This window comes from Mesorhizobium sp. M0598, from assembly GCF_040320865.1.
In the GTDB taxonomy this organism is placed as follows: Bacteria; Pseudomonadota; Alphaproteobacteria; order Rhizobiales; family Rhizobiaceae; genus Mesorhizobium.
Map to the genome: position 1 here is coordinate 92,001 of NZ_JAMYQL010000004.1, position 17,335 is coordinate 109,335.

Annotated in this window: 17 protein-coding genes; 10 read left to right on the top strand and 7 right to left on the bottom strand. The window is 65.1% G+C overall.

The genetic code is table 11. The features are described from left to right. Window positions 1-57: 57 nt before the first annotated feature. A complete protein-coding gene (locus tag NKI59_RS07260; RefSeq protein ID WP_352703277.1) occupies window positions 58-1,134 on the top strand; it encodes an NAD(P)/FAD-dependent oxidoreductase in 1,077 nt (358 codons plus the stop codon). On the opposite strand, the gene NKI59_RS07265 is transcribed toward NKI59_RS07260, so the two are convergent. Next, on the bottom strand, window positions 1,128-2,501 hold the full coding sequence (locus NKI59_RS07265; protein ID WP_352703279.1) for an amidase: 1,374 nt from the start codon (window positions 2,499-2,501) through the stop codon (window positions 1,128-1,130). The genes NKI59_RS07260 and NKI59_RS07265 overlap by 7 nt on opposite strands. Before the next feature lie 171 nt (window positions 2,502-2,672). Further along, complete coding sequence (locus NKI59_RS07270; RefSeq protein ID WP_352469961.1) at window positions 2,673-2,888, bottom strand: DUF6356 family protein; 216 nt, start codon at window positions 2,886-2,888, stop codon at window positions 2,673-2,675. Between the two features lie 115 nt (window positions 2,889-3,003). On the opposite strand from NKI59_RS07270, the gene NKI59_RS07275 reads away from it, so the two are divergent. The 3 genes from NKI59_RS07275 to NKI59_RS07285 all read left to right on the top strand — a co-directional run bounded on the left by NKI59_RS07275 (window position 3,004) and on the right by NKI59_RS07285 (window position 4,700). After that, complete coding sequence (locus tag NKI59_RS07275) at window positions 3,004-3,474, top strand: Lrp/AsnC family transcriptional regulator (protein ID WP_352703281.1); 471 nt, start codon at window positions 3,004-3,006, stop codon at window positions 3,472-3,474. An 84-nt stretch (window positions 3,475-3,558) separates the two neighbouring features. Further along, window positions 3,559-4,044 carry a dUTP diphosphatase gene (gene dut, locus NKI59_RS07280; protein WP_352448498.1) on the top strand — a complete coding sequence of 162 codons (486 nt, stop codon included), beginning with the start codon at window positions 3,559-3,561 and terminating at the stop codon, window positions 4,042-4,044. Beyond that, the gene (locus NKI59_RS07285; protein ID WP_352458656.1) at window positions 4,044-4,700 is read left to right on the top strand and encodes an HAD family hydrolase; all 657 of its coding nucleotides are present in this window, start codon (window positions 4,044-4,046) and stop codon (window positions 4,698-4,700) included. The genes dut and NKI59_RS07285 overlap by 1 nt, the downstream gene beginning before the upstream one ends. A 33-nt stretch (window positions 4,701-4,733) precedes the next feature. Here the strand turns inward: NKI59_RS07285 and NKI59_RS07290 are convergent, their stop codons facing one another. Next, entirely contained in the window at window positions 4,734-5,318 is a 585-nt protein-coding gene (locus NKI59_RS07290) for a TetR/AcrR family transcriptional regulator (protein ID WP_352703283.1), read from the bottom strand. Window positions 5,319-5,398: 80 nt separating this feature from the next. Here NKI59_RS07290 and NKI59_RS07295 point away from each other — a divergent pair, with 80 nt between their 5' ends. The 4 genes from NKI59_RS07295 to NKI59_RS07310 all read left to right on the top strand — a co-directional run bounded on the left by NKI59_RS07295 (window position 5,399) and on the right by NKI59_RS07310 (window position 8,624). Next, window positions 5,399-5,809 (top strand): SRPBCC family protein, encoded by a 411-nt coding sequence (locus NKI59_RS07295; RefSeq protein WP_352458654.1) that lies wholly within the window; start codon window positions 5,399-5,401, stop codon window positions 5,807-5,809. A gap of 75 nt (window positions 5,810-5,884) precedes the next feature. After that, complete coding sequence (locus NKI59_RS07300; protein ID WP_352703286.1) at window positions 5,885-6,742, top strand: hypothetical protein; 858 nt, start codon at window positions 5,885-5,887, stop codon at window positions 6,740-6,742. Window positions 6,743-6,819: 77 nt separating this feature from the next. Then, window positions 6,820-7,623, top strand: a complete 804-nt coding sequence (locus NKI59_RS07305) for an isocitrate lyase/PEP mutase family protein (protein ID WP_352458652.1) — start codon at window positions 6,820-6,822, stop codon at window positions 7,621-7,623. 14 nt (window positions 7,624-7,637) lie between these two features. Next, window positions 7,638-8,624, top strand: coding sequence for a proline racemase family protein (locus NKI59_RS07310; RefSeq protein ID WP_352703288.1), 987 nt, complete (start codon window positions 7,638-7,640; stop codon window positions 8,622-8,624). Here NKI59_RS07310 and NKI59_RS07315 read toward each other — a convergent pair. Then, the gene (locus NKI59_RS07315; RefSeq protein WP_352570221.1) at window positions 8,555-9,316 is read right to left on the bottom strand and encodes a sulfate transporter family protein; all 762 of its coding nucleotides are present in this window, start codon (window positions 9,314-9,316) and stop codon (window positions 8,555-8,557) included. The genes NKI59_RS07310 and NKI59_RS07315 overlap by 70 nt on opposite strands. A 215-nt stretch (window positions 9,317-9,531) precedes the next feature. Here NKI59_RS07315 and NKI59_RS07320 point away from each other — a divergent pair, with 215 nt between their 5' ends. Beyond that, on the top strand, window positions 9,532-10,524 hold the full coding sequence (locus NKI59_RS07320) for an adenosine kinase (RefSeq protein WP_352623206.1): 993 nt from the start codon (window positions 9,532-9,534) through the stop codon (window positions 10,522-10,524). A 184-nt stretch (window positions 10,525-10,708) separates the two neighbouring features. On the opposite strand, the gene NKI59_RS07325 is transcribed toward NKI59_RS07320, so the two are convergent. Continuing rightward, window positions 10,709-12,988, bottom strand: coding sequence for an NADP-dependent malic enzyme (locus tag NKI59_RS07325; RefSeq protein ID WP_023676376.1), 2,280 nt, complete (start codon window positions 12,986-12,988; stop codon window positions 10,709-10,711). 204 nt (window positions 12,989-13,192) lie between these two features. Here NKI59_RS07325 and mutS point away from each other — a divergent pair, with 204 nt between their 5' ends. After that, window positions 13,193-15,841, top strand: coding sequence for a DNA mismatch repair protein MutS (gene mutS, locus NKI59_RS07330; protein ID WP_352703588.1), 2,649 nt, complete (start codon window positions 13,193-13,195; stop codon window positions 15,839-15,841). A gap of 110 nt (window positions 15,842-15,951) precedes the next feature. Here the strand turns inward: mutS and NKI59_RS07335 are convergent, their stop codons facing one another. Both NKI59_RS07335 and copM read right to left on the bottom strand, forming a co-directional pair. Next, window positions 15,952-16,797, bottom strand: a complete 846-nt coding sequence (locus tag NKI59_RS07335; RefSeq protein WP_352703290.1) for an aldo/keto reductase — start codon at window positions 16,795-16,797, stop codon at window positions 15,952-15,954. A gap of 109 nt (window positions 16,798-16,906) precedes the next feature. Further along, on the bottom strand, window positions 16,907-17,293 hold the full coding sequence (gene copM, locus NKI59_RS07340; RefSeq protein ID WP_352703292.1) for a CopM family metallochaperone: 387 nt from the start codon (window positions 17,291-17,293) through the stop codon (window positions 16,907-16,909). Window positions 17,294-17,335: the final 42 nt, after the last annotated feature.

A 17,335-nucleotide genomic window follows, 5' to 3' on the forward strand; every position in this document is an offset into this window, starting at 1 on the left:
TGGCAGAACCCACGGGCAATGGCATCGCAGTGGTGGCGTTGGAACGAGGAGGGAAGCATGACAGCGGCGAAAGAAGTGATTGTCATCGGCGCCGGCATCATCGGCGCCTCCATCGCCTGGCACCTGACCAGGGCCGGAGCAAAGGTGACGGTCGTTGCCGGCAGCGGCGCCGGCGGCGTCGCGACACCGAATTCCTTTGCCTGGATCAATGCCAGCTGGGGCAATCCGGAGGTCTATTTCCGCCTGCGCATTCGGTCGATGGCCGAATGGACGCGGCTGGCGAACGAGGTGCCCGGCATCCCGTTGCAATGGTGCGGTGGCCTATGCTGGGACCTGCCACGTCCCGAACTTGAGGCCTATGCGGCCGAGCACTCCGCATGGGGCTACGGCATCGAGCGTGTCGACCGTGCCGGAGCGGCGCGCATCGAGCCCAATCTGGCCGAGCTTCCCGATTTCGCCCTTTATGTCGCCGAGGAAGGCGTTGCCGAGCCGGTCGCCGCCACGCAAGCACTGCTGGCCGACGCCGAACGGCGCGGCGCGCGAATTGTAGCCGGGACGACCGTCACCGCTCTGGTGCAAGCCAACGGCAGGATTGCCGGCGTCGATACATCCGGCGGGCGGATTGCTGCCGACGAGGTGGTGATCGCGGCCGGAGCCGGCTCTCCGGCACTAGCGGCAACAGCCGGGATAGAACTGCCGATCGAGACGCCACCCGGCCTGATCGTGCATTCGCGCCCCTACGAAAAGCTGCTCAACGGCCTGGTGATCGGCGACCGCCTGCATATGCGCCAGACGGCGGAAGGCCGCATCATCGCGGGCTCGGATTTCGGCGGCGCCGATCCCGGCATGGATGCCGCAGCCACCGCCCGCGACCTGTTTGCGGCGATGAAGGCGATGCTGCGCGGCGCGGATGAGCTGGAACTCGATTTCCACACCATTGGCTACCGGCCGACGCCGGTCGATGGCTTTCCGATCATTGGCCGCGCCGAAGGCACGAGCGGCGTCTACGTCGCGGTCATGCATTCCGGCATCACGCTGGCACCGGCCGTCGGCCTGTTTGTCGCCCGCGAAATCCTGGACGGCGAGCGCGATCCTCTGCTTGATCCCTACGGGCTGGCGCGGTTTACTCAATAACCGGGCGGGCGGCGAAAGCCGCCGGCCAGCGGGTCGATTGCCCTGGCGATCCCGAGCAGGCGCGACTCCGACCAGCGTTTGCCAACAATCTGTAGTCCGATGGGCAGGCCATTGCTGTCCTGCCCGCAGGGCAGCGACAGGGCGGGATGGCCGCTGTAGTTGAACACCGCGCCATAGGCCGGCAGCATCCAGTAGCTTTGCTTCTCGCCGTCGACCTCGATCGACGTTCCTGGCTCGCAATGCGGGAAGGCGGTGGCCATGGCGACCGGGCACAGCAAGGCGTCGCAGCCGTCGAAGAACCGTTCCCACGCCAGGATGGAGCGGTCGCGGCGGACGAGCGCCTCGAACCAGCGCGAGACCGGCGTCGGCTTCTCCGGTGGTCCGGGCTGCGCCGCCTCCAGCATCATGCCGATCAGCGCACCGCCTTGTGCTAGGTCGTCGTGCAGGTCGAACTCCGGCAACTTAGCTTCCTCGACGATGGCGCCCGCGGCCTGAAGCTCTTTTGCCAGACTTTCGACCGCCGCGCTGATCTCGCCGGCCACCGGAAAGCCCGGAAAGGACGGCGCGACGGCAATCCGCAAATTTCTGAGATCCAGCTCCGGCATGGTTTCGACCGGTACCGGCGCAAGGTCGGTATCGCTTCCATCCGGCCCGGCAATGAGGCCGTAGATCAGTGCCAGGTCCTCGACGCTGCGCGCCATCGGTCCGAGGCAGGAGATCAGCCTCACGCTGCGCGGCGCCCCGCCTGGATCGGGGAAAGCGCCGGCGAGCGAGACGCGGTGCTCGGTCGGCTTGAGGCCGTAGACGCCGCAAAAGGCAGCGGGCAGCCGGATCGAATCCTGCATGTCGGTGCCGACCTCGAACGGCGTCATTCCGGTGCCGAGCGCCGCCGCCGCACCGCCACTGGAGCCGCCGGCGGTGCGCTGGAGATTCCAGGGATTGCCGGTGCGGCCAAACAGCGGATTGCTCGACTGCCAGTCACCGAGCATTGTCGCCACGTTCGTCTTGCCCACCAGTATGCCGCCTGCCGCCTTCAGCCGGGCAACGACCGGACTGTCTGCCCTCGGGGCATAGTCGGCGAAAGCCGGGAAGCCGACGGTGGTTCTCATGCCCGCTGTTTCGTGCGTGTCTTTCAGTGTGAACGGCACGCCGTGTAGCGGCCCAAGGGCCTCGCCGCGCGCCTGGGCTTCGTCGGCCTTGCCGGCGCGTTGCCGCGCACCTTCCCGATCGAGGGTTACGACTGCGTTGACCGCCTCACTGTGCCTGTCAATTTGCGTTAGATGCGCGTCCAGCGCTTCCACAGCGGAAATCTTGCGGTCGCGAATGGCTGCAGCCAATTCTGTCGTCGGGGAAAAGACGATATCCATCGTGGATGCTCCGGGCTATCGCGCCGCGATCCTCAAAATGGCGGATTGCGGCGCGGCTTCAAGCCTGGCTCGACATTTCGACGATGGCGGCGCTTGATCGGGATTGCGCTGCCGGGATCCGTTGAGCGTTGGCCCTGTCCAGCGGCCTCGCCGCGCTCGGCGCCTCTACGGCTACCGTCCTCTATTATGCGTCCGCTCATAGAGCTCACGGATGATGCCGCTTGCCGTGGTCTCGAACAGAAACGGCAAGAAAGCATGAACGAGCGCGGCAAAGGCCGCCATGAACAATCGCGACGAGAACCATGCGGCGAAAGCCATATGGCCGAAATAGCTCTCGCCGACCGCGGCCGGGTGAGAGGTGAAAAGTCTTGCGAGCCGTGCGGTCATGTCGATCCCTCCTGCCGGCATGAAGAGCCAGTGATGAATATCCTGCCACGGCTATCAGGTTCATCGGTCTCAAATTGTCCTTGTCTAAAGCCAAATTTTGGGACAAATATCCCAAATGATGGCGGAAATCGACGAAATAGACCGGAGATTGCTGGCCGAGCTGCAACGCGACGGCAAGCTGTCCGTCGACCAGCTCTCGGCAAGAATATCGCTGTCGCGCAATGCCTGCTGGCGCCGGGTGAAGCGGCTGGAGGAAGACGGCGTCATCACCGGCCGGGTGGCGCTGGTCGACGCAGACAAGCTTGGGCTCGGCCTTTCGGTGTTCATCCTGATCCGCACCTCCAACCACGATCCGGACTGGCTGCAAAGATTCCGAGCGGCGGTGACCGGCTTTGCCGAGATCACCGGCGCTTACCGCATGTCCGGCGATCTCGACTATGTCCTGCGCGCCCGCGTCGCCGATGTGAAGGCCTATGACCGGCTCTATCAACGGCTGATCGCCAAGGTGGCACTATCGGACGTTTCGGCCTCCTTCGTCATGGAGGAGATCAAGGAGACCACGGTCGTTCCGATGGAACTGCGCTGAAGCGGAACTGTGCTGAAAGAAAGCCGTTGATAGCATTGCCGCCGAGTTGACTGGACCGGCGTTCGCGACGATAGGATCAGCCTCATGCGCGCAGCACTTTATCCCACCTCCGTCATCGGTCCGGCTGTCGGCTTCGTCAGGCTGCCGCATGGCGAGGGCTTGCCGCTTCCGGCCTATGAAAGCTCGGGCGCCGCCGGCATGGACCTGCGCGCCGCCGTCCCGGACGACAGGCCGCTTTTGATCCTGCCGGGAAAGCGCGCGCTGGTGCCGACCGGGCTGGTCCTGGAAATTCCGGAGGGCGTCGAAGGCCAGGTCCGGCCGCGTTCGGGCCTCGCCTTCAAGCACGGGCTCACCTGCCTCAACACGCCGGGCACCATCGACAGCGACTATCGCGGCGAGGTCAAGGTGCTGCTGATCAATCTCGGCGACGAGGATTTCGCGGTGACGCGCGGCATGCGGATCGCCCAGATCGTCTTCGCCCCGGTGACCCAGGCGACCGTCGAGGAGCGCACATTGGCTGGCGGTACGGCGCGCGGCTCGGGCGGCTTCGGATCGACCGGCACGGCCTGATGAAAATACCCAAGCTCGTCATCTTCGATTGCGACGGGGTTCTGGTCGACACCGAGAACCTGGCCAATCGGCGCCTCGCCGAATGGCTGACCGCGGCCGGCTTTCCGGCCAGCTTCGAATATTGCCGCAAGAATTTCTCCGGCCGCAGCATGGTCTCGGTGCAGAAGGAAGTCGAGGCGACCGGCGTCAGCCTCGGCGCCGATTTCGTCGAGCGCTGGAACGCCGGCCTGCCGGACCTGTTCGCGCATGGCGTCGAGGCCATCCCCTACGTTCGCGAGTTCATCGAAACCGTGCACGCCGCCGGCATCGCCACCTGCGTCGCCTCGTCGGCACGGGTATCGAAAATGCACATCACGCTCGGCCAGACCGGGCTGCTGCCGCTGTTCGAGCATGCGCTGTTCAGCTCGACCATGGTCTCGCGTGGCAAGCCGTTCCCCGACCTCTTCCTGCATGCGGCAGCGACGATGGGCTTCGCGCCCGCCGACTGCATCGTCATCGAGGACAGCGTCGCCGGCACGGCAGCCGGCATCGCCGCCGGCATGCGCGTCTATTCCTACCACGGCGACCCGCTTTCCGACCGCGATGGACTGATCGAAGCCGGCGGCATCCTGTTCGACGACATGCGTGAACTGGCCGGGCTGGTGCCGATCCACTGACCGCCTTTGCGCAGGCTGCACACGCGCCCGATCTCAGACCGGGCGCGGGGCTCCAAGTACTCGGTCGACCGTGTCGCGTATGAGACTGCGCAGATTGGCCGGCCTGTCGAGATGACTGACGACAAGGAGGCCGTCGGCCGCCACTGTTAGCGCGTCTGCGGTGCGGTCCGGATCGGAATTTGCGTCCGCGATCAGCAGATCCCTGAGGATGCCCCACTTCCAGTGACGATGCTGATCGATCGCCTGGCGAACCGGGCTGCTGGGATCAGGGTATTCGGCAGCGGCGTTCTGGAACGGGCAGCCGCGGTAGCCCGGCTGATCCGCCGCGCCGGCAATAAGATCGAAAACGGCAAGGATCATCTGGCGAGGTGGCCGCCGGCCAAGGCTCGCGATCGCTGCCCGTCCTTCCTTGCTGAGCTCCTCGATGTAGGCGCGGACGAGATCGTCCTTGGCCGCGAAGTGATGATAGAACGTCGCCTTGGCAACGCCGGCCTCGGCGATGATGCGGTCGATGCCGACGGCACGGACCCCCTCCAAAGAAAACAGCGCGGTCGCCGTATCGAGGATGCGTCGGCGCGCAAGACTTTCGGGACGATCGTTGATTCGGGCTGCGGACATGCCTTGACCGTATAGCAGACAGGTCTGTATACATCCACATGTAGACAGACAGGTCTACCTGTTAACTGGGACCAGCGAACATGGCTTCGATAGTCAGGGAAATCATCGTAGATGCTTCACCGGAAAGCGTATGGGCGACGGTGGGCGACTTCGCCGGCGGCGCCCAACGGATAGCCCCAGGCGTTTTCGTCGACTGCCGGGTGGATGAGGGCGACGTGCGGGCCCTTACTTTCGCCGACGGCAAGATCGTGCGAGAGCGGCTCATCGCCCGCGACGAGCAGAGCCGGCGGATCGTGTGGGGATGGCTCGGCGATGAGGTCACCCACGATAATACCTCCATGCAGGTCTTTGCCGAGGGCGAGGGCCGGAGCCGCCTGGTCTGGATCCACGACACTCTGCCCGACGAACTCGGCGCGTGGCTCGCAGCCGCCATGGATCAGCTGGTGCCGGTTTTCCAGCAGACCCTGGCGAGCCAAGCCAAGCCAACATAGTGAGGCAACGCCAGGTGTTTCCTCTTGGCCGCAAAATGCTTTAGCTTGCGCGCGCCCGACATAACGAGCGCGCGCATGACCTTCTCCCTGCTTCGTTTCATCTTTGCCTGCCTGCTGCTGCCCTGTCTTTGGACGACGGCCAGCGCGGAGGCCGTCAGCTTCCCGGAGCTCGGCAGCGCCGTCCCCGGCCACGGCGATGTCACCTATCTCGATCTCGCCAGGATGGTCATTCCCGATCTGGCCGCGGACAAGGACGGCTTTTTCCGGGGTTCGATTCCGATCGAGATGCGCCACATCGCTGGACCGGACTACGACGGCTCGCCGCCGGCGACGTCGGGTCTTTCCAGCGGCGACGTGCTCGACATCAAGGCCGGCGGCAAGGACCGGCTGGCGATGCTGCTCGACCTCGGCGACTCGCCTGACAGCGCCGAGGGTTATGCCGTGCTGGCACTCTACGACATCACCGGCAAGCCGGCCTTGCTCGACGCGGTCAATGTTGCCGTCGACCGCAGCACCTACTTTCGCGATCCGGGCAAGCTGTCGATCGGGCCCGGCGATGACGTCATCATCACCACGAGCACGCATTTCAATTCGAGCCAGGGCTATGTGATCGCGCCGCTGGTCATGGTCCGCAACGACAGGTTCGAGCTGATCGACATGATCAATACGTTCGACGAAAACCTCTGCACCAACCGAAGGACGCAGAATGCGGCCTTCCAGGCGATTGCCGACGGCCAGCCCTATGCAGCCATCAAGGTTACGGTGACCGACGCGACAGTGCCGGGCGATGAAAGCTGCGACGGCCAGCCGCCGCCAGAGGCGTCTTCGCGCGACATTTCCGTCACCTATCATTGGGACAAAAACGCTTCGCGTTACGTCAAGGATTCCGATGCGCTGGACCGATTGGCAGGAGAGAACGCCAAACGCTTCTGAGCCAACCGCATTTGTTTGCCCGGCGCGTTCCGCCGGGCTAGAATTTCCTTCATAGTCCGCACTGGAGGGGAGCATCCATGGACAAGGGCAAGATTTTTCGCGACCTGCATGCCTCGATCTTCGTCATGGCCAATTCCTGGGACGTCGGCACGACCAAGCTCTTGGCCTCATTCGGCTTCAAGGCGCTGGCCACGACCAGCGCCGGCTTTGCCTTTTCGCGCGGCCTGCCGGACGGCGCGGTGACGTTCGAGGCGATGATCCATCATTGCCGTGAAGTGTCGGCGGCGACCGGGCTGCCGGTTTCGGCGGACCTCGAAAAGGGCAAGGGCGACAGCGCGACAAGTGCCGGCGAGACCATCTTCGCCGCCGAGGCGGCTGGCCTCGCTGGCTGCTCGATCGAGGACCATACCGGCGAGCCCGCCAAGCCGATCTATGATTTTTCGCATGCCGTCGATCGCGTCGCGGCGGCGGCGGAAGCGGCACGGGCACTGAAACGCGATTTCGTCTTCACCGCGCGGGCCGAGAATTTCCTGTGGGGCAAGCCCGATCTCGACGACACGATCAAGCGGCTGCAGGCCTTCGAGAAAGCCGGTGCCGACGTGCTCTATGCACCGGGCCTGGGCGACATCGAGATGGTGCGAACCGTCTGCTCGGCGCTGACTAAGCCGGTCAACGTCATGGCCAGGCCCGGCTTCACCATCGCCGATCTTGCCATGGCGGGGGTGAAGCGCATCTCGCTCGGCCCATGGCTGACCAATTTCGCCTTCGGCATGCTGGAGACCGCGGCGCGCGAGATCCAGCAGGATGGCACCTTCGGCTTCACCCGCGCCGCCATGCCGTTCGGCAAGCTGCAGGCGCTGTTTGCCAAATCTTCCGCCTAGGTCGGGCCCGGCGAATGACGCTCACCGTCGTCGACATGCACACGGGCGGCGAGCCGCTGCGGATCGTCACCGGCGGCTACCCCGACATTCCCAAGGGCACGATCCTCGAAAAGCGTGCCTATGTGCGCGACCATCTCGATCATCTCAGAAAGATCCTGATGTTCGAGCCGCGCGGACATTACGACATGTATGGCGCGCTGCTGGTGGAGCCCGACCTGCCGGGCGCCGACCTCGCGGTGCTGTTCATGCACAATGAGGGCTATTCGACGATGTGCGGCCACGCCATCGTCGCGCTCGGCCGCTACGCCGTCGACGAGCGGCTGGTGGCGCCACGCGAGCCGATGACGACCGTCAACATCGAGGCGCCATGCGGGCTGATTTCGGCTGCGGTCGAGGTAAGGGATGGCAAGGCCGGCGCGGTGTCCTTCGAAAGCGTGCCGGCGTTTCTGTTCGCCGGCGACCAGCGGATCGAGCTGCCGGGCTATGGTCCGGTCGGCTTCGACATCGCCTATGGCGGCGCCTTCTATGCACTGGCCGACTGCCGCCAGTTCGGGCTGGAATTTGGCAGGAGCCGCGTCCGCGATTTCGTCGATGCAGCGACCGCGCTGACTGATAAGCTGAAGGCCGAATTGCCGCTGTCGCATCCCGACCATGCCGATCTCGCCTTTCTCTACGGCACCATCCTGACCGACGGACAGGATACGTTCTCCGATATGCCGACCAAAAACATCTGCGTTTTCGCCGAGGCCGAGGTCGACCGTTCGCCGACCGGCTCCGGCGTCACCGCGCGGCTGGCGGCCATGCACGCCAAGGGCCAAATCGAGATTGGCCGAACGCGGCTGTTCGAGAGCATCGCCGGCTCGCGCTTTTCCGGCGCCGTCGTACGCACGGCCACAGCCGGGCCGCATGACGCCATCATCGCCCGCGTCTATTACTCAGGGCGGGCCGAATTCATCGTCGAGGACGACGACGAACTGGGCAGGGGTTTTCTGCTGAGATAGCTCCCTTCCCGTGCCGAGATCGCCTTGTGCAGATGCACCATCATGGCGGCGGCAAACAGCGGCGTCAGAAGATTGAGCAGCGGCACGGCGAGGAAAGCGGCGACCACCAGCCCGGCCAGGAACACGGTGATGGAGTGCTTTCTGCGCAGCGCCTTGGCCTCGGCCTCCGGGCGAAAGCGCATGGCCGCGAATTCGAAGAACTCGCGTCCGAGCAGATAGCCATTGACGATGAAGAAAGCGGCGATGTTGACGCCCGGCACCAGGAGCAGCAGCAGGGCGACGATATTGCCGAGGATGACGACGCCGAAAAACCGGATCGCCAGCACCAGCGAGCGCAACGCCGGCACGGCGCGGCCGGGCGGGTCGTTTGGATAATCCGTGCGCTCGACCACTTCGGCGACGTCGTCGAGGAACAGGCCGGCGATGATCGCCGTCACCGGCGCGATGAGCAGCGCCAAGCCCAGCGCAAGGCCGATGCCGGCGACGACGGCGCCCAGCCAACCGGCCCAGGAGGGTAGGGCGGGCAGCCATGCATCGATCCACGGCCAGGCCAGCCATTCGAACAGGCTCTTGATCCCGAACCAAAGCGCCGCCAGCGCCAGCAAGGTCAGCCCCAGCGTCTTCAGGAACACGGAACGGAATTCGGGCGAGAACAGCCGGCTCAAGGCGGCACGGGCGGCGTCGAGGATCACGGCGTTTCCAATTCCATGTCAAACGAGGCCCATGGGCGATATTTCGGGATAGGCGGAGACAGGTCGCGAGACAAGCGCAAACCGCGCGATACGAAGCATCTGCGTTCTGCCCGGATTTATAACTCGCGGCCTAGGCAAAGCCGTATCAAACCGCTAGACCCGCCCGCGCCCGGCGTGGCAGAAAGCCGGTGGGTTTTTGGCGGAGACATGAATTGATGCCGGACTATGACGTGCTTTGTATCGGAAATGCCATCGTCGACATCATCGCCCAGTGCGACGAGGCGTTCCTGGAGACCAACGGCATCATCAAGGGCGCGATGAATTTGATCGACACGAGGCGCGCCGAACTGCTCTACAGCCGCATGGGCCCGGCCATTGAAGCCTCCGGCGGCAGCGCCGGCAACACGGCGGCGGGCGTTGCCAGCTTCGGCGGCCGCGCCGCCTTCTTCGGCAAGGTCTCGAACGACGCGCTCGGCGAAATCTACGCGCACGACATCCATGCCCAGGGCGTCGCCTTCGACACCAGGCCGCTCAGCGGCGAGCCACCGACGGCGCGCTCGATGATCTTCGTCACGCCGGACGGCGAGCGCTCGATGAACACCTATCTCGGCGCCTGCGTCGAACTCGGCCCGGAGGACGTCGAGGCCGACAAGGCGTCGGGCGCCGCCGTCACTTATTTCGAGGGCTATCTGTGGGACCCGCCGCGCGCCAAGGAGGCGATCCGGCAGACGGCGAAGCTCGCCCATGCCGCCGGGCGCGAAGTGTCGATGACATTGTCGGACTCGTTCTGCGTCGACCGCTACCGCGACGAGTTCCTCGATCTCATGCGCTCCGGCACCGTCGACATCGTCTTTGCCAACAGCCACGAGATCAAGTCGCTCTACCAGACCGCGTCGTTCGACGAGGCGCTGGCCCAGATCCGCAAGGATTGCAAGATCGCCGCCGTCACCCGCTCGGAAAAGGGCTCGGTGATCGTGCGCGGCGACGAGACCGTGACCATCAATGCGACCCAGATCCGCGAGCTGGTCGACACCACCGGCGCCGGCGACCTCTACGCCGCCGGCTTCCTCTACGGCTACACGCAACGCCGCAGCCTGAAGCAGTGCGGCGATCTCGGCTCGCTGGCAGCCGGGCTGGTCATCCAGCAGATAGGCCCAAGGCCACGGCAGAATTTGCGCAGAGAGGCCGAGCAGGCGGGGCTGCTGTAGCGGCACCTCTCCCTTCTCCCCCTGTGGGAGAAGGTGGATCGGCGCGCAGCGCCGAGACGGTTGAGGGGTGCTGGACGGAGTGCTGCCGGTGCCAAGCTGGAACACCCCTCATCCGACCGAGCTTCGCTCGGCCACCTTCTCCCACAGGGGGAGAAGGGAGAGGCGCTGCTGCTGCCCCCGCTCGTCAAGCTCCCGCGCTATACGCCGCGATTGCCGCCATGTTGACGATGTCCGAATCCTTGGCGTTCAGCGAGACGATCTGGACCGGCTTGTTCAGGCCGACCAGCAGCGGGCCGATGACGGTCGAGCCGCCGAGCTCCTGCAGCATCTTGGTCGAGATCGAGGCCGAGTGGAAGGCCGGCATGACCAGCACGTTGGCCGGGCCGGTCAGCCTGATGAACGGGTACTGCGCCATGGCACGGGCGTTGAGCGCCACGTCGGCGGCCATCTCGCCGTCATACTCGAAATCGACGCGGCGCTTGTCGAGGATGCGCACCGCTTCCTGGACGCGCTCGGAGCGCTCGCCCTGCGGATGGCCGAAGGTCGAATAGGCGAGCATGGCGAGCCTCGGCTCGTAGCCCATGCGGCGGGCAAAGCCGGCGGCCTCCTCGGCGATGTCGGCGATCTCGACGGCATCCGGCATGTCGTGCACCGCGGTGTCGGCGACAAGCACAGTGCGGCCCCGCGCGAGCACGATCGACACGCCGATGACGCAATGGCCGGGCCTTGCGTCGATGACGCGGCGGATGTCGTCGAGCGCCGTCGAATAGTTACGGGTAACGCCGGTGACGATGCCGTCGGCATCGCCCAGCGCCACCATGCAGGCGGCGAAATGGTTGCGGTCGTTGTTGATCAGCCGCTGGCAGTCGCGGAACAGAAAGCCTTTGCGCTGCATGCGTTCGTAGAGATAGTCGGTGTAGACCGAGTTGCGCCGCGACAGCCGCGCATTGATGATCTCGATGCCTTGCTTGCCGAGATCGATGCCGGCATTCCTGGCGTTTTCCTTGATGATGTCGTCGCGGCCGAGCAGGATGGCGGTGCCGAGCCGCTGGTTCACATAGGAGACGGCGGCGCGCATCACCTGCTCCTCCTCGCCCTCGGCAAAGACGATGCGCTTGGGCTGGCGGCGGACGCGGTCGTAGATGCGCTGCAGCGTCGAGGCGATCGGGTCGCGGCGGGCGGAAAGCTCCTGCGCATAGCGGTCGAGATCGAGGATCGGCTTGCGCGCGACGCCGGAGTCCATCGCCGCTTTGGCCACCGCAATCGGAATGGCCGAGATCAGGCGCGGGTCGAACGGCACCGGGATGATGTAGTTGGGGCCGAATTTCGGCCGCATGCCCTGATAGGCGGCGGCGACGTCGTCGGGCACGTCCTGGCGCGCCAGTTCGGCGAGCGCTTTGGCCGCGGCGATCTTCATGTCGTCGTTGATGGTGGTCGCCCGCACATCGAGCGCGCCGCGGAAGATGTAGGGGAAGCCAAGCACGTTGTTGACCTGGTTGGGATAGTCGGACCGTCCCGTCGCCATGATGGCGTCGGTGCGGATCTCGGCGACCTCCTCAGGCGTGATCTCGGGGTCGGGATTGGCCATGGCGAAGATGATCGGGTTCTTGGCCATCGACTGCACCATTTTGGTGGTCAGCGTGCCTTTGGCCGAGAGGCCGAGGAACACGTCGGCGCCGTCCAGCGCCTCGGCCAGCGAGCGCGCGCCGGTTTTCACGGCATGCGCCGATTTCCACTGGTTCATGCCTTCGGTGCGGCCCTGGAAGACGACGCCCTTGGTGTCGCAGAGGATGATATTTTCGGGCGCAAAGCCCATCGCCTTCATCAATTCGATGCAGGCGATGCCGGCAGCGCCGGCGCCGTTGCAGACCATTTTCGTGGTCTTCATGTCGCGGCCGGTGATTTCCAGCGCGTTGATCAGGCCGGCGGCCGAGATGATGGCGGTGCCGTGCTGGTCGTCATGGAAGACCGGGATGTCCATCAGCTCGCGCAGCCGCTGCTCGATGATGAAGCACTCCGGCGCCTTGATGTCCTCGAGGTTGATGCCGCCGAAGGAGGGGCCGAGAAAGCGCACGCAGTTGATGAATTCGTCGGCATCCTCGGTATCGACCTCGAGGTCGATGGAATCGACATCGGCGAAGCGCTTGAACAGCACCGCCTTGCCTTCCATCACCGGCTTCGAGGCCAGCGCGCCGAGATTGCCGAGGCCGAGGATAGCGGTGCCGTTGGAGATGACGGCGACCATGTTGCCGCGAACCGTGTAGTCGAAGGCGCGGCTCGGGTCCTCGGCGATGGCGAGAACCGGAACCGCGACGCCCGGCGAATAGGCGAGGCTGAGATCGCGCTGCGTCGCCATCGGTTTTGTGGCGACGATCTCCAGCTTGCCCGGACGCCCCATGGCGTGGAATTCCAGCGCCTCCTGGGCGCTGACGGAGGGCCCGTTGCTTTCGGTTTTCTTGGCCATGGTACTTTTGGTTTCCTCGCCCGTACGGCACCGCTTGAGATGGGGTGCGCATGCTTTCTTTTGTGGAAGGTTCGGGATTAAGGCTACACTTCGCCGCTGTAAACCGCCAAGCATGGCTTGCAAAATTTTGGAAGCAGCTTCTTGAACGACGAGACGCCCATTCGAAGCGACAACGCCACGCCGGCCTTCGCGCCGGCGACGCCGATGATGGAGCAGTATATCGAGATCAAGGCGGCGAACCCGGATTCGCTGCTGTTCTACCGCATGGGCGATTTCTACGAGCTGTTCTTCGACGATGCCGAGAAGGCAAGCCGGGCGCTCGGCATCGTGCTGACCAAGCGCGGCAAGCATCAGGGGCTCGACATCCCGATGTGCGGCGTGCCGGTGCATGCCGCCGACGATTATCTGCAGAAGCTGATCGGCCAGGGGTTCCGCGTCGCCGTCTGCGAGCAGATCGAGGATCCGGCGGAGGCCAAGAAGCGCGGCGGCAAATCGGTGGTGCGCCGTGATGTGGTGCGGCTGGTGACACCCGGCACCATCACCGAAGACAAACTGCTGGCGCCGTCGGAATCGAGTTTCCTGATGGTGCTGGGACGGGTCAAGGGCGGGGCAGAGCACGCTTTTGCCTTGGCCTGGATCGAGATCTCGACCGGTGTCTTCCGCGTCGCCGAGACAACCGCCGACCGGCTGCTCGCCGATGTCTTCCGCGTCGACCCGCGCGAGCTGATCGTCGCCGAGCCGGTGTTTTACGACCCGGAGCTGAAACCGGTTTTCGATGTGCTCGGCCGCGTCGCCAGCCCGCAGCCGCCGTCACTGTTCGATTCGGCTTCGGCCGCCGGCCGCATCGCCCGCTTCTTCGAGGTGGCAACGCCGGATGGTTTCGGCACGTTTTCGCGCGCCGAGCTGTCGGCGATCTCAGGCGTCATCGCCTATGTCGAGAAGACGCAGAAGGCCGAACGGCCGCCGCTGTCGCGGCCGCAGCGCGAGGAGCAGGGTTCGACGCTGTTCATCGACCCGGCGACGCGCGCCAATCTGGAGCTGCTGCGCACGCTGTCCGGCAGCCGCGAGGGGTCGCTGTTCAAGGCGATCGACCGCACGGTGACGGGTGGCGGCGCAAGACTGCTCGCCGACCGGCTGATGGCGCCGCTGACCGACCCGGCGGCAATCGCTGCAAGGCTGGACTCGGTGTCGTTCTTCCGCTCCGAGACGCGTTTTTGCCAGGCGGTGCGGGCAAGCCTGAAGAGCGTTGCCGACATGCCGCGCGCGCTATCCAGGCTGGCGCTCAACCGCGGCGGCCCGCGCGACCTCGGCGCGCTGCGCGCTGGTTTCGAAGCGGCCGGCGCCATCGCCGAACTGTTCGGCCAAACCGCATTGCCGGCCGAACTGACCGCGGCGTTGGGAGCTATCAAGGCACTGCCCAGTGAACTGGCGACGCATCTGGCACAGGCGCTCTGCGACGAGCTGCCGTTGCTCAGGCGCGACGGCGGCTTCGTCCGCGGCGGCTACCACGCCGAGCTCGACGAGATGCGGGCACTGCGCGACGAGTCGCGAAAGGTGATCGCCGGGCTGGAGCGTTCGCTGATCGACGAGACCGGCATCCGCTCGCTGAAGATCAGGCACAACAATGTGCTGGGCTATTATATCGAAGTCACCGCTAACCACCATGCGCTGATGACCGGCAGCGACGGCGCCAAGGCGCGCTTCATCCATCGCCAGACCATGGCCAACGCCATGCGCTTCACCACCACGGAACTCGCCGAACTGGAAACCAAGATCGCCAACGCCGCCGACCGGGCGCTGGCGATCGAGCTTGCCGCTTTCGAGGCGCTGACGGCGGAAGTGGTCGGCCAGGCCGACACGATCCGTGCCGGCGCCGAAGCGCTCGCCGTGCTCGACGTTTCGGCCGCACTTGCCTTGCTTTCCGAGAGCGAGGCCTGGTGCCGGCCGCTGGTCGATGCGAGCCTTGCCTTCGAGATTTCGGGTGGACGTCATCCGGTGGTCGAACAGGCGCTGCGGCGTTCCGGCGAAGGCCCGTTCGTCGCCAATGATTGCGATCTGTCGCCGCAAGGCGATGCCAAGGCCGGCGCGATCTGGCTGCTGACCGGCCCCAATATGGGCGGCAAATCGACCTTCCTCAGGCAAAACGCGCTGATCGCCATCCTCGCCCAGACCGGCTCCTTCGTGCCGGCGGCATCAGCCCATATCGGCGTCGTCGACCGGCTGTTTTCGCGGGTCGGCGCCTCCGACGATCTGGCGCGCGGCCGCTCGACCTTCATGGTCGAGATGGTCGAGACGGCGGCGATCCTCAACCAGGCAGGCGAGCGCGCACTGGTCATCCTCGACGAGATCGGCCGCGGCACCGCCACTTTCGACGGCCTGTCGATCGCCTGGGCGGCGGTCGAATATCTGCACGAGAAGAACCGCTGCCGGGCGATCTTCGCCACGCATTTCCACGAAATGACGGCGCTGGCCGGAAAACTGCCGCGGCTCTCAAACGTCACCATGCGGGTCAAGGAATGGGAGGGCGACGTGGTCTTCCTGCACGAGGTCGGCAAGGGTGCGGCCGACCGTTCCTACGGCGTCCAGGTAGCGCGGCTGGCCGGCCTGCCAGAGGCCGTCGTCGGCCGGGCCAAGGAAGTGCTGCACCAGCTTGAAGCAGGCGAGGTTTCGGGCAAGGCCAACCGCCTGGTCGACGACCTGCCGCTGTTTTCCGTGGCGGCGAAGCGGGAAGCGTCGAAGCCGGCGAAGAGTGACGGGCTGGGCGCGGCGCTAGCGGAGATCAATCCCGACGAGATGACGCCAAGGGAAGCGCTGGAGGCGCTGTACCGGCTGAAGGGGATGGCTGGGAAGTAGTGCTCGTCCGATAGCGCTCTACGGCATACCCCCTCTGTCCTGCCGGACTGTCCGGCAGGACAGAGGGGGTATGACGGAACGCTGCTTTGGCTTGCCTTCCGCCCCACCCCTCAAATCATCGCCAAGCCGGACTTCCGCCTCGGCGGTGGGAAGGCGCGGTCAATTTCGGCGAAATCTTCGCTCGTGAGCTCGATCTCCAACGCCGCGACATTCTGCCGGATATGCTCCGGGCGGCTGGCCTTCGGAATGGCGATGACGCCCTCCTGCGCCATCACCCATGCAAGTGCGATCTGCGCCGGCGTCGCACCGTGGCGGGCGGCGATGGCATCTAACCTGGCGTTGCGCGCCAATACCCCCTGATCGACCGGCGAATAGGCCATCAGCGGCATGCCGCGTTGCCGGCTCCACGGGGCGAGGTCGAACTCGACGCCGCGCTGCGACAGATTGTAGAGCACCTGGTTGGTCTGGACGTTGCCGCCGCCCGGCAACCGGACCAGCTCCTCCATCTCGCCGGTATCGAAATTGCTGACGCCCCAATGGCGGATCTTGCCGGCCGCCTTCAACGCTTCGAACGCCTCTACCGTTTCCATCAAAGGAACGCTGCCCGGCCAATGCAAGAGATAGAGATCGATGCGGTCGGTGGCGAGATGCCTCAGGCTGTTCTCGCATGCCCGTTTCACGCCGGCGCGCGAGGCATTGGACGGCAGCACCTTGGAGACCAGGAAAACCTCGTCGCGGCGCCCGGCGATGGCCTCCGCCACCACCTCCTCGGCACCGCCGCTGGCATACATTTCGGCGGTGTCGATCAGCGTCATGCCGAGATCCAGCCCGAGCTTCAGGGCATTGGCCTCGTCGCCACGGCGGCGGCCGTCTTCGCCCATCTTCCAGGTGCCCTGGCCGAGCACCGGCACAGCTTCGCCGCAGGGCAGGGTGGTCGTTCTTATCGTCGATGGCATGGCATGCTCCAGTCCGAGGCCCGGATAGCACCATAGCCGCCAAGGGAAATCCAGGTGAAGCAGAAATCCAGGTGAAGCCTCTCGCCCGGATTCCCCGACAGCGTGACGCCTACTTCACCGGATGGGCGGCGAGCCAGTCCTGCATCTGCTTGATCTCGGCTCGCTGCGCGGCGATCACTGCTTCCGCCAGCTTGCGGATTTCCGGATCCTTGCCATTGGCGAGCTCGATCTTGGCCATGTCGATGGCCGCCTGGTGATGCGGGATCATGCCGCGGGCGAAATCGACATCGGCATTGCCGGAATATTCGATTGCCATCATGTCGGTATGCATCTTGTCCATCGCCGCCTTGTAGCCCTCGGTCGAGGGGCTCTGCGCGCCCATTGCGCCCATGTCGTGCTTCATCTCCTCGGCTTGTGCCGGAACGCTTTCGAGGAAAACAGCAAGCAGCATTCCCGCCGCCATCATCAGCAGCACGATCTTCTTGGCCAAGGTCATTCATCGTCTCCTTTTTTGAACAGGGTCTATCTGGAAGTTTTA

What these genes read in the sequence shown, in the direction of transcription:
- dut (WP_352448498.1), top strand. Translation starts at nt 3,559, where the DNA reads ATGCGCGCAGCACTTTATCCCACCTCCGTCATCGGTCCGGCTGTCGGC.
- NKI59_RS07285 (WP_352458656.1), top strand. Translation starts at nt 4,044, where the DNA reads ATGAAAATACCCAAGCTCGTCATCTTCGATTGCGACGGGGTTCTGGTC.
- mutS (WP_352703588.1), top strand. Translation starts at nt 13,193, where the DNA reads ATGATGGAGCAGTATATCGAGATCAAGGCGGCGAACCCGGATTCGCTG.
- NKI59_RS07300 (WP_352703286.1), top strand. Translation starts at nt 5,885, where the DNA reads ATGACCTTCTCCCTGCTTCGTTTCATCTTTGCCTGCCTGCTGCTGCCC.
- NKI59_RS07305 (WP_352458652.1), top strand. Translation starts at nt 6,820, where the DNA reads ATGGACAAGGGCAAGATTTTTCGCGACCTGCATGCCTCGATCTTCGTC.
- NKI59_RS07260 (WP_352703277.1), top strand. Translation starts at nt 58, where the DNA reads ATGACAGCGGCGAAAGAAGTGATTGTCATCGGCGCCGGCATCATCGGC.
- NKI59_RS07290 (WP_352703283.1), bottom strand. Translation starts at nt 5,318, where the DNA reads ATGTCCGCAGCCCGAATCAACGATCGTCCCGAAAGTCTTGCGCGCCGA.
- NKI59_RS07265 (WP_352703279.1), bottom strand. Translation starts at nt 2,501, where the DNA reads ATGGATATCGTCTTTTCCCCGACGACAGAATTGGCTGCAGCCATTCGC.
- NKI59_RS07320 (WP_352623206.1), top strand. Translation starts at nt 9,532, where the DNA reads ATGCCGGACTATGACGTGCTTTGTATCGGAAATGCCATCGTCGACATC.
- NKI59_RS07310 (WP_352703288.1), top strand. Translation starts at nt 7,638, where the DNA reads ATGACGCTCACCGTCGTCGACATGCACACGGGCGGCGAGCCGCTGCGG.
- NKI59_RS07295 (WP_352458654.1), top strand. Translation starts at nt 5,399, where the DNA reads ATGGCTTCGATAGTCAGGGAAATCATCGTAGATGCTTCACCGGAAAGC.
- copM (WP_352703292.1), bottom strand. Translation starts at nt 17,293, where the DNA reads ATGACCTTGGCCAAGAAGATCGTGCTGCTGATGATGGCGGCGGGAATG.
- NKI59_RS07275 (WP_352703281.1), top strand. Translation starts at nt 3,004, where the DNA reads ATGATGGCGGAAATCGACGAAATAGACCGGAGATTGCTGGCCGAGCTG.
- NKI59_RS07270 (WP_352469961.1), bottom strand. Translation starts at nt 2,888, where the DNA reads ATGACCGCACGGCTCGCAAGACTTTTCACCTCTCACCCGGCCGCGGTC.
- NKI59_RS07335 (WP_352703290.1), bottom strand. Translation starts at nt 16,797, where the DNA reads ATGCCATCGACGATAAGAACGACCACCCTGCCCTGCGGCGAAGCTGTG.
- NKI59_RS07325 (WP_023676376.1), bottom strand. Translation starts at nt 12,988, where the DNA reads ATGGCCAAGAAAACCGAAAGCAACGGGCCCTCCGTCAGCGCCCAGGAG.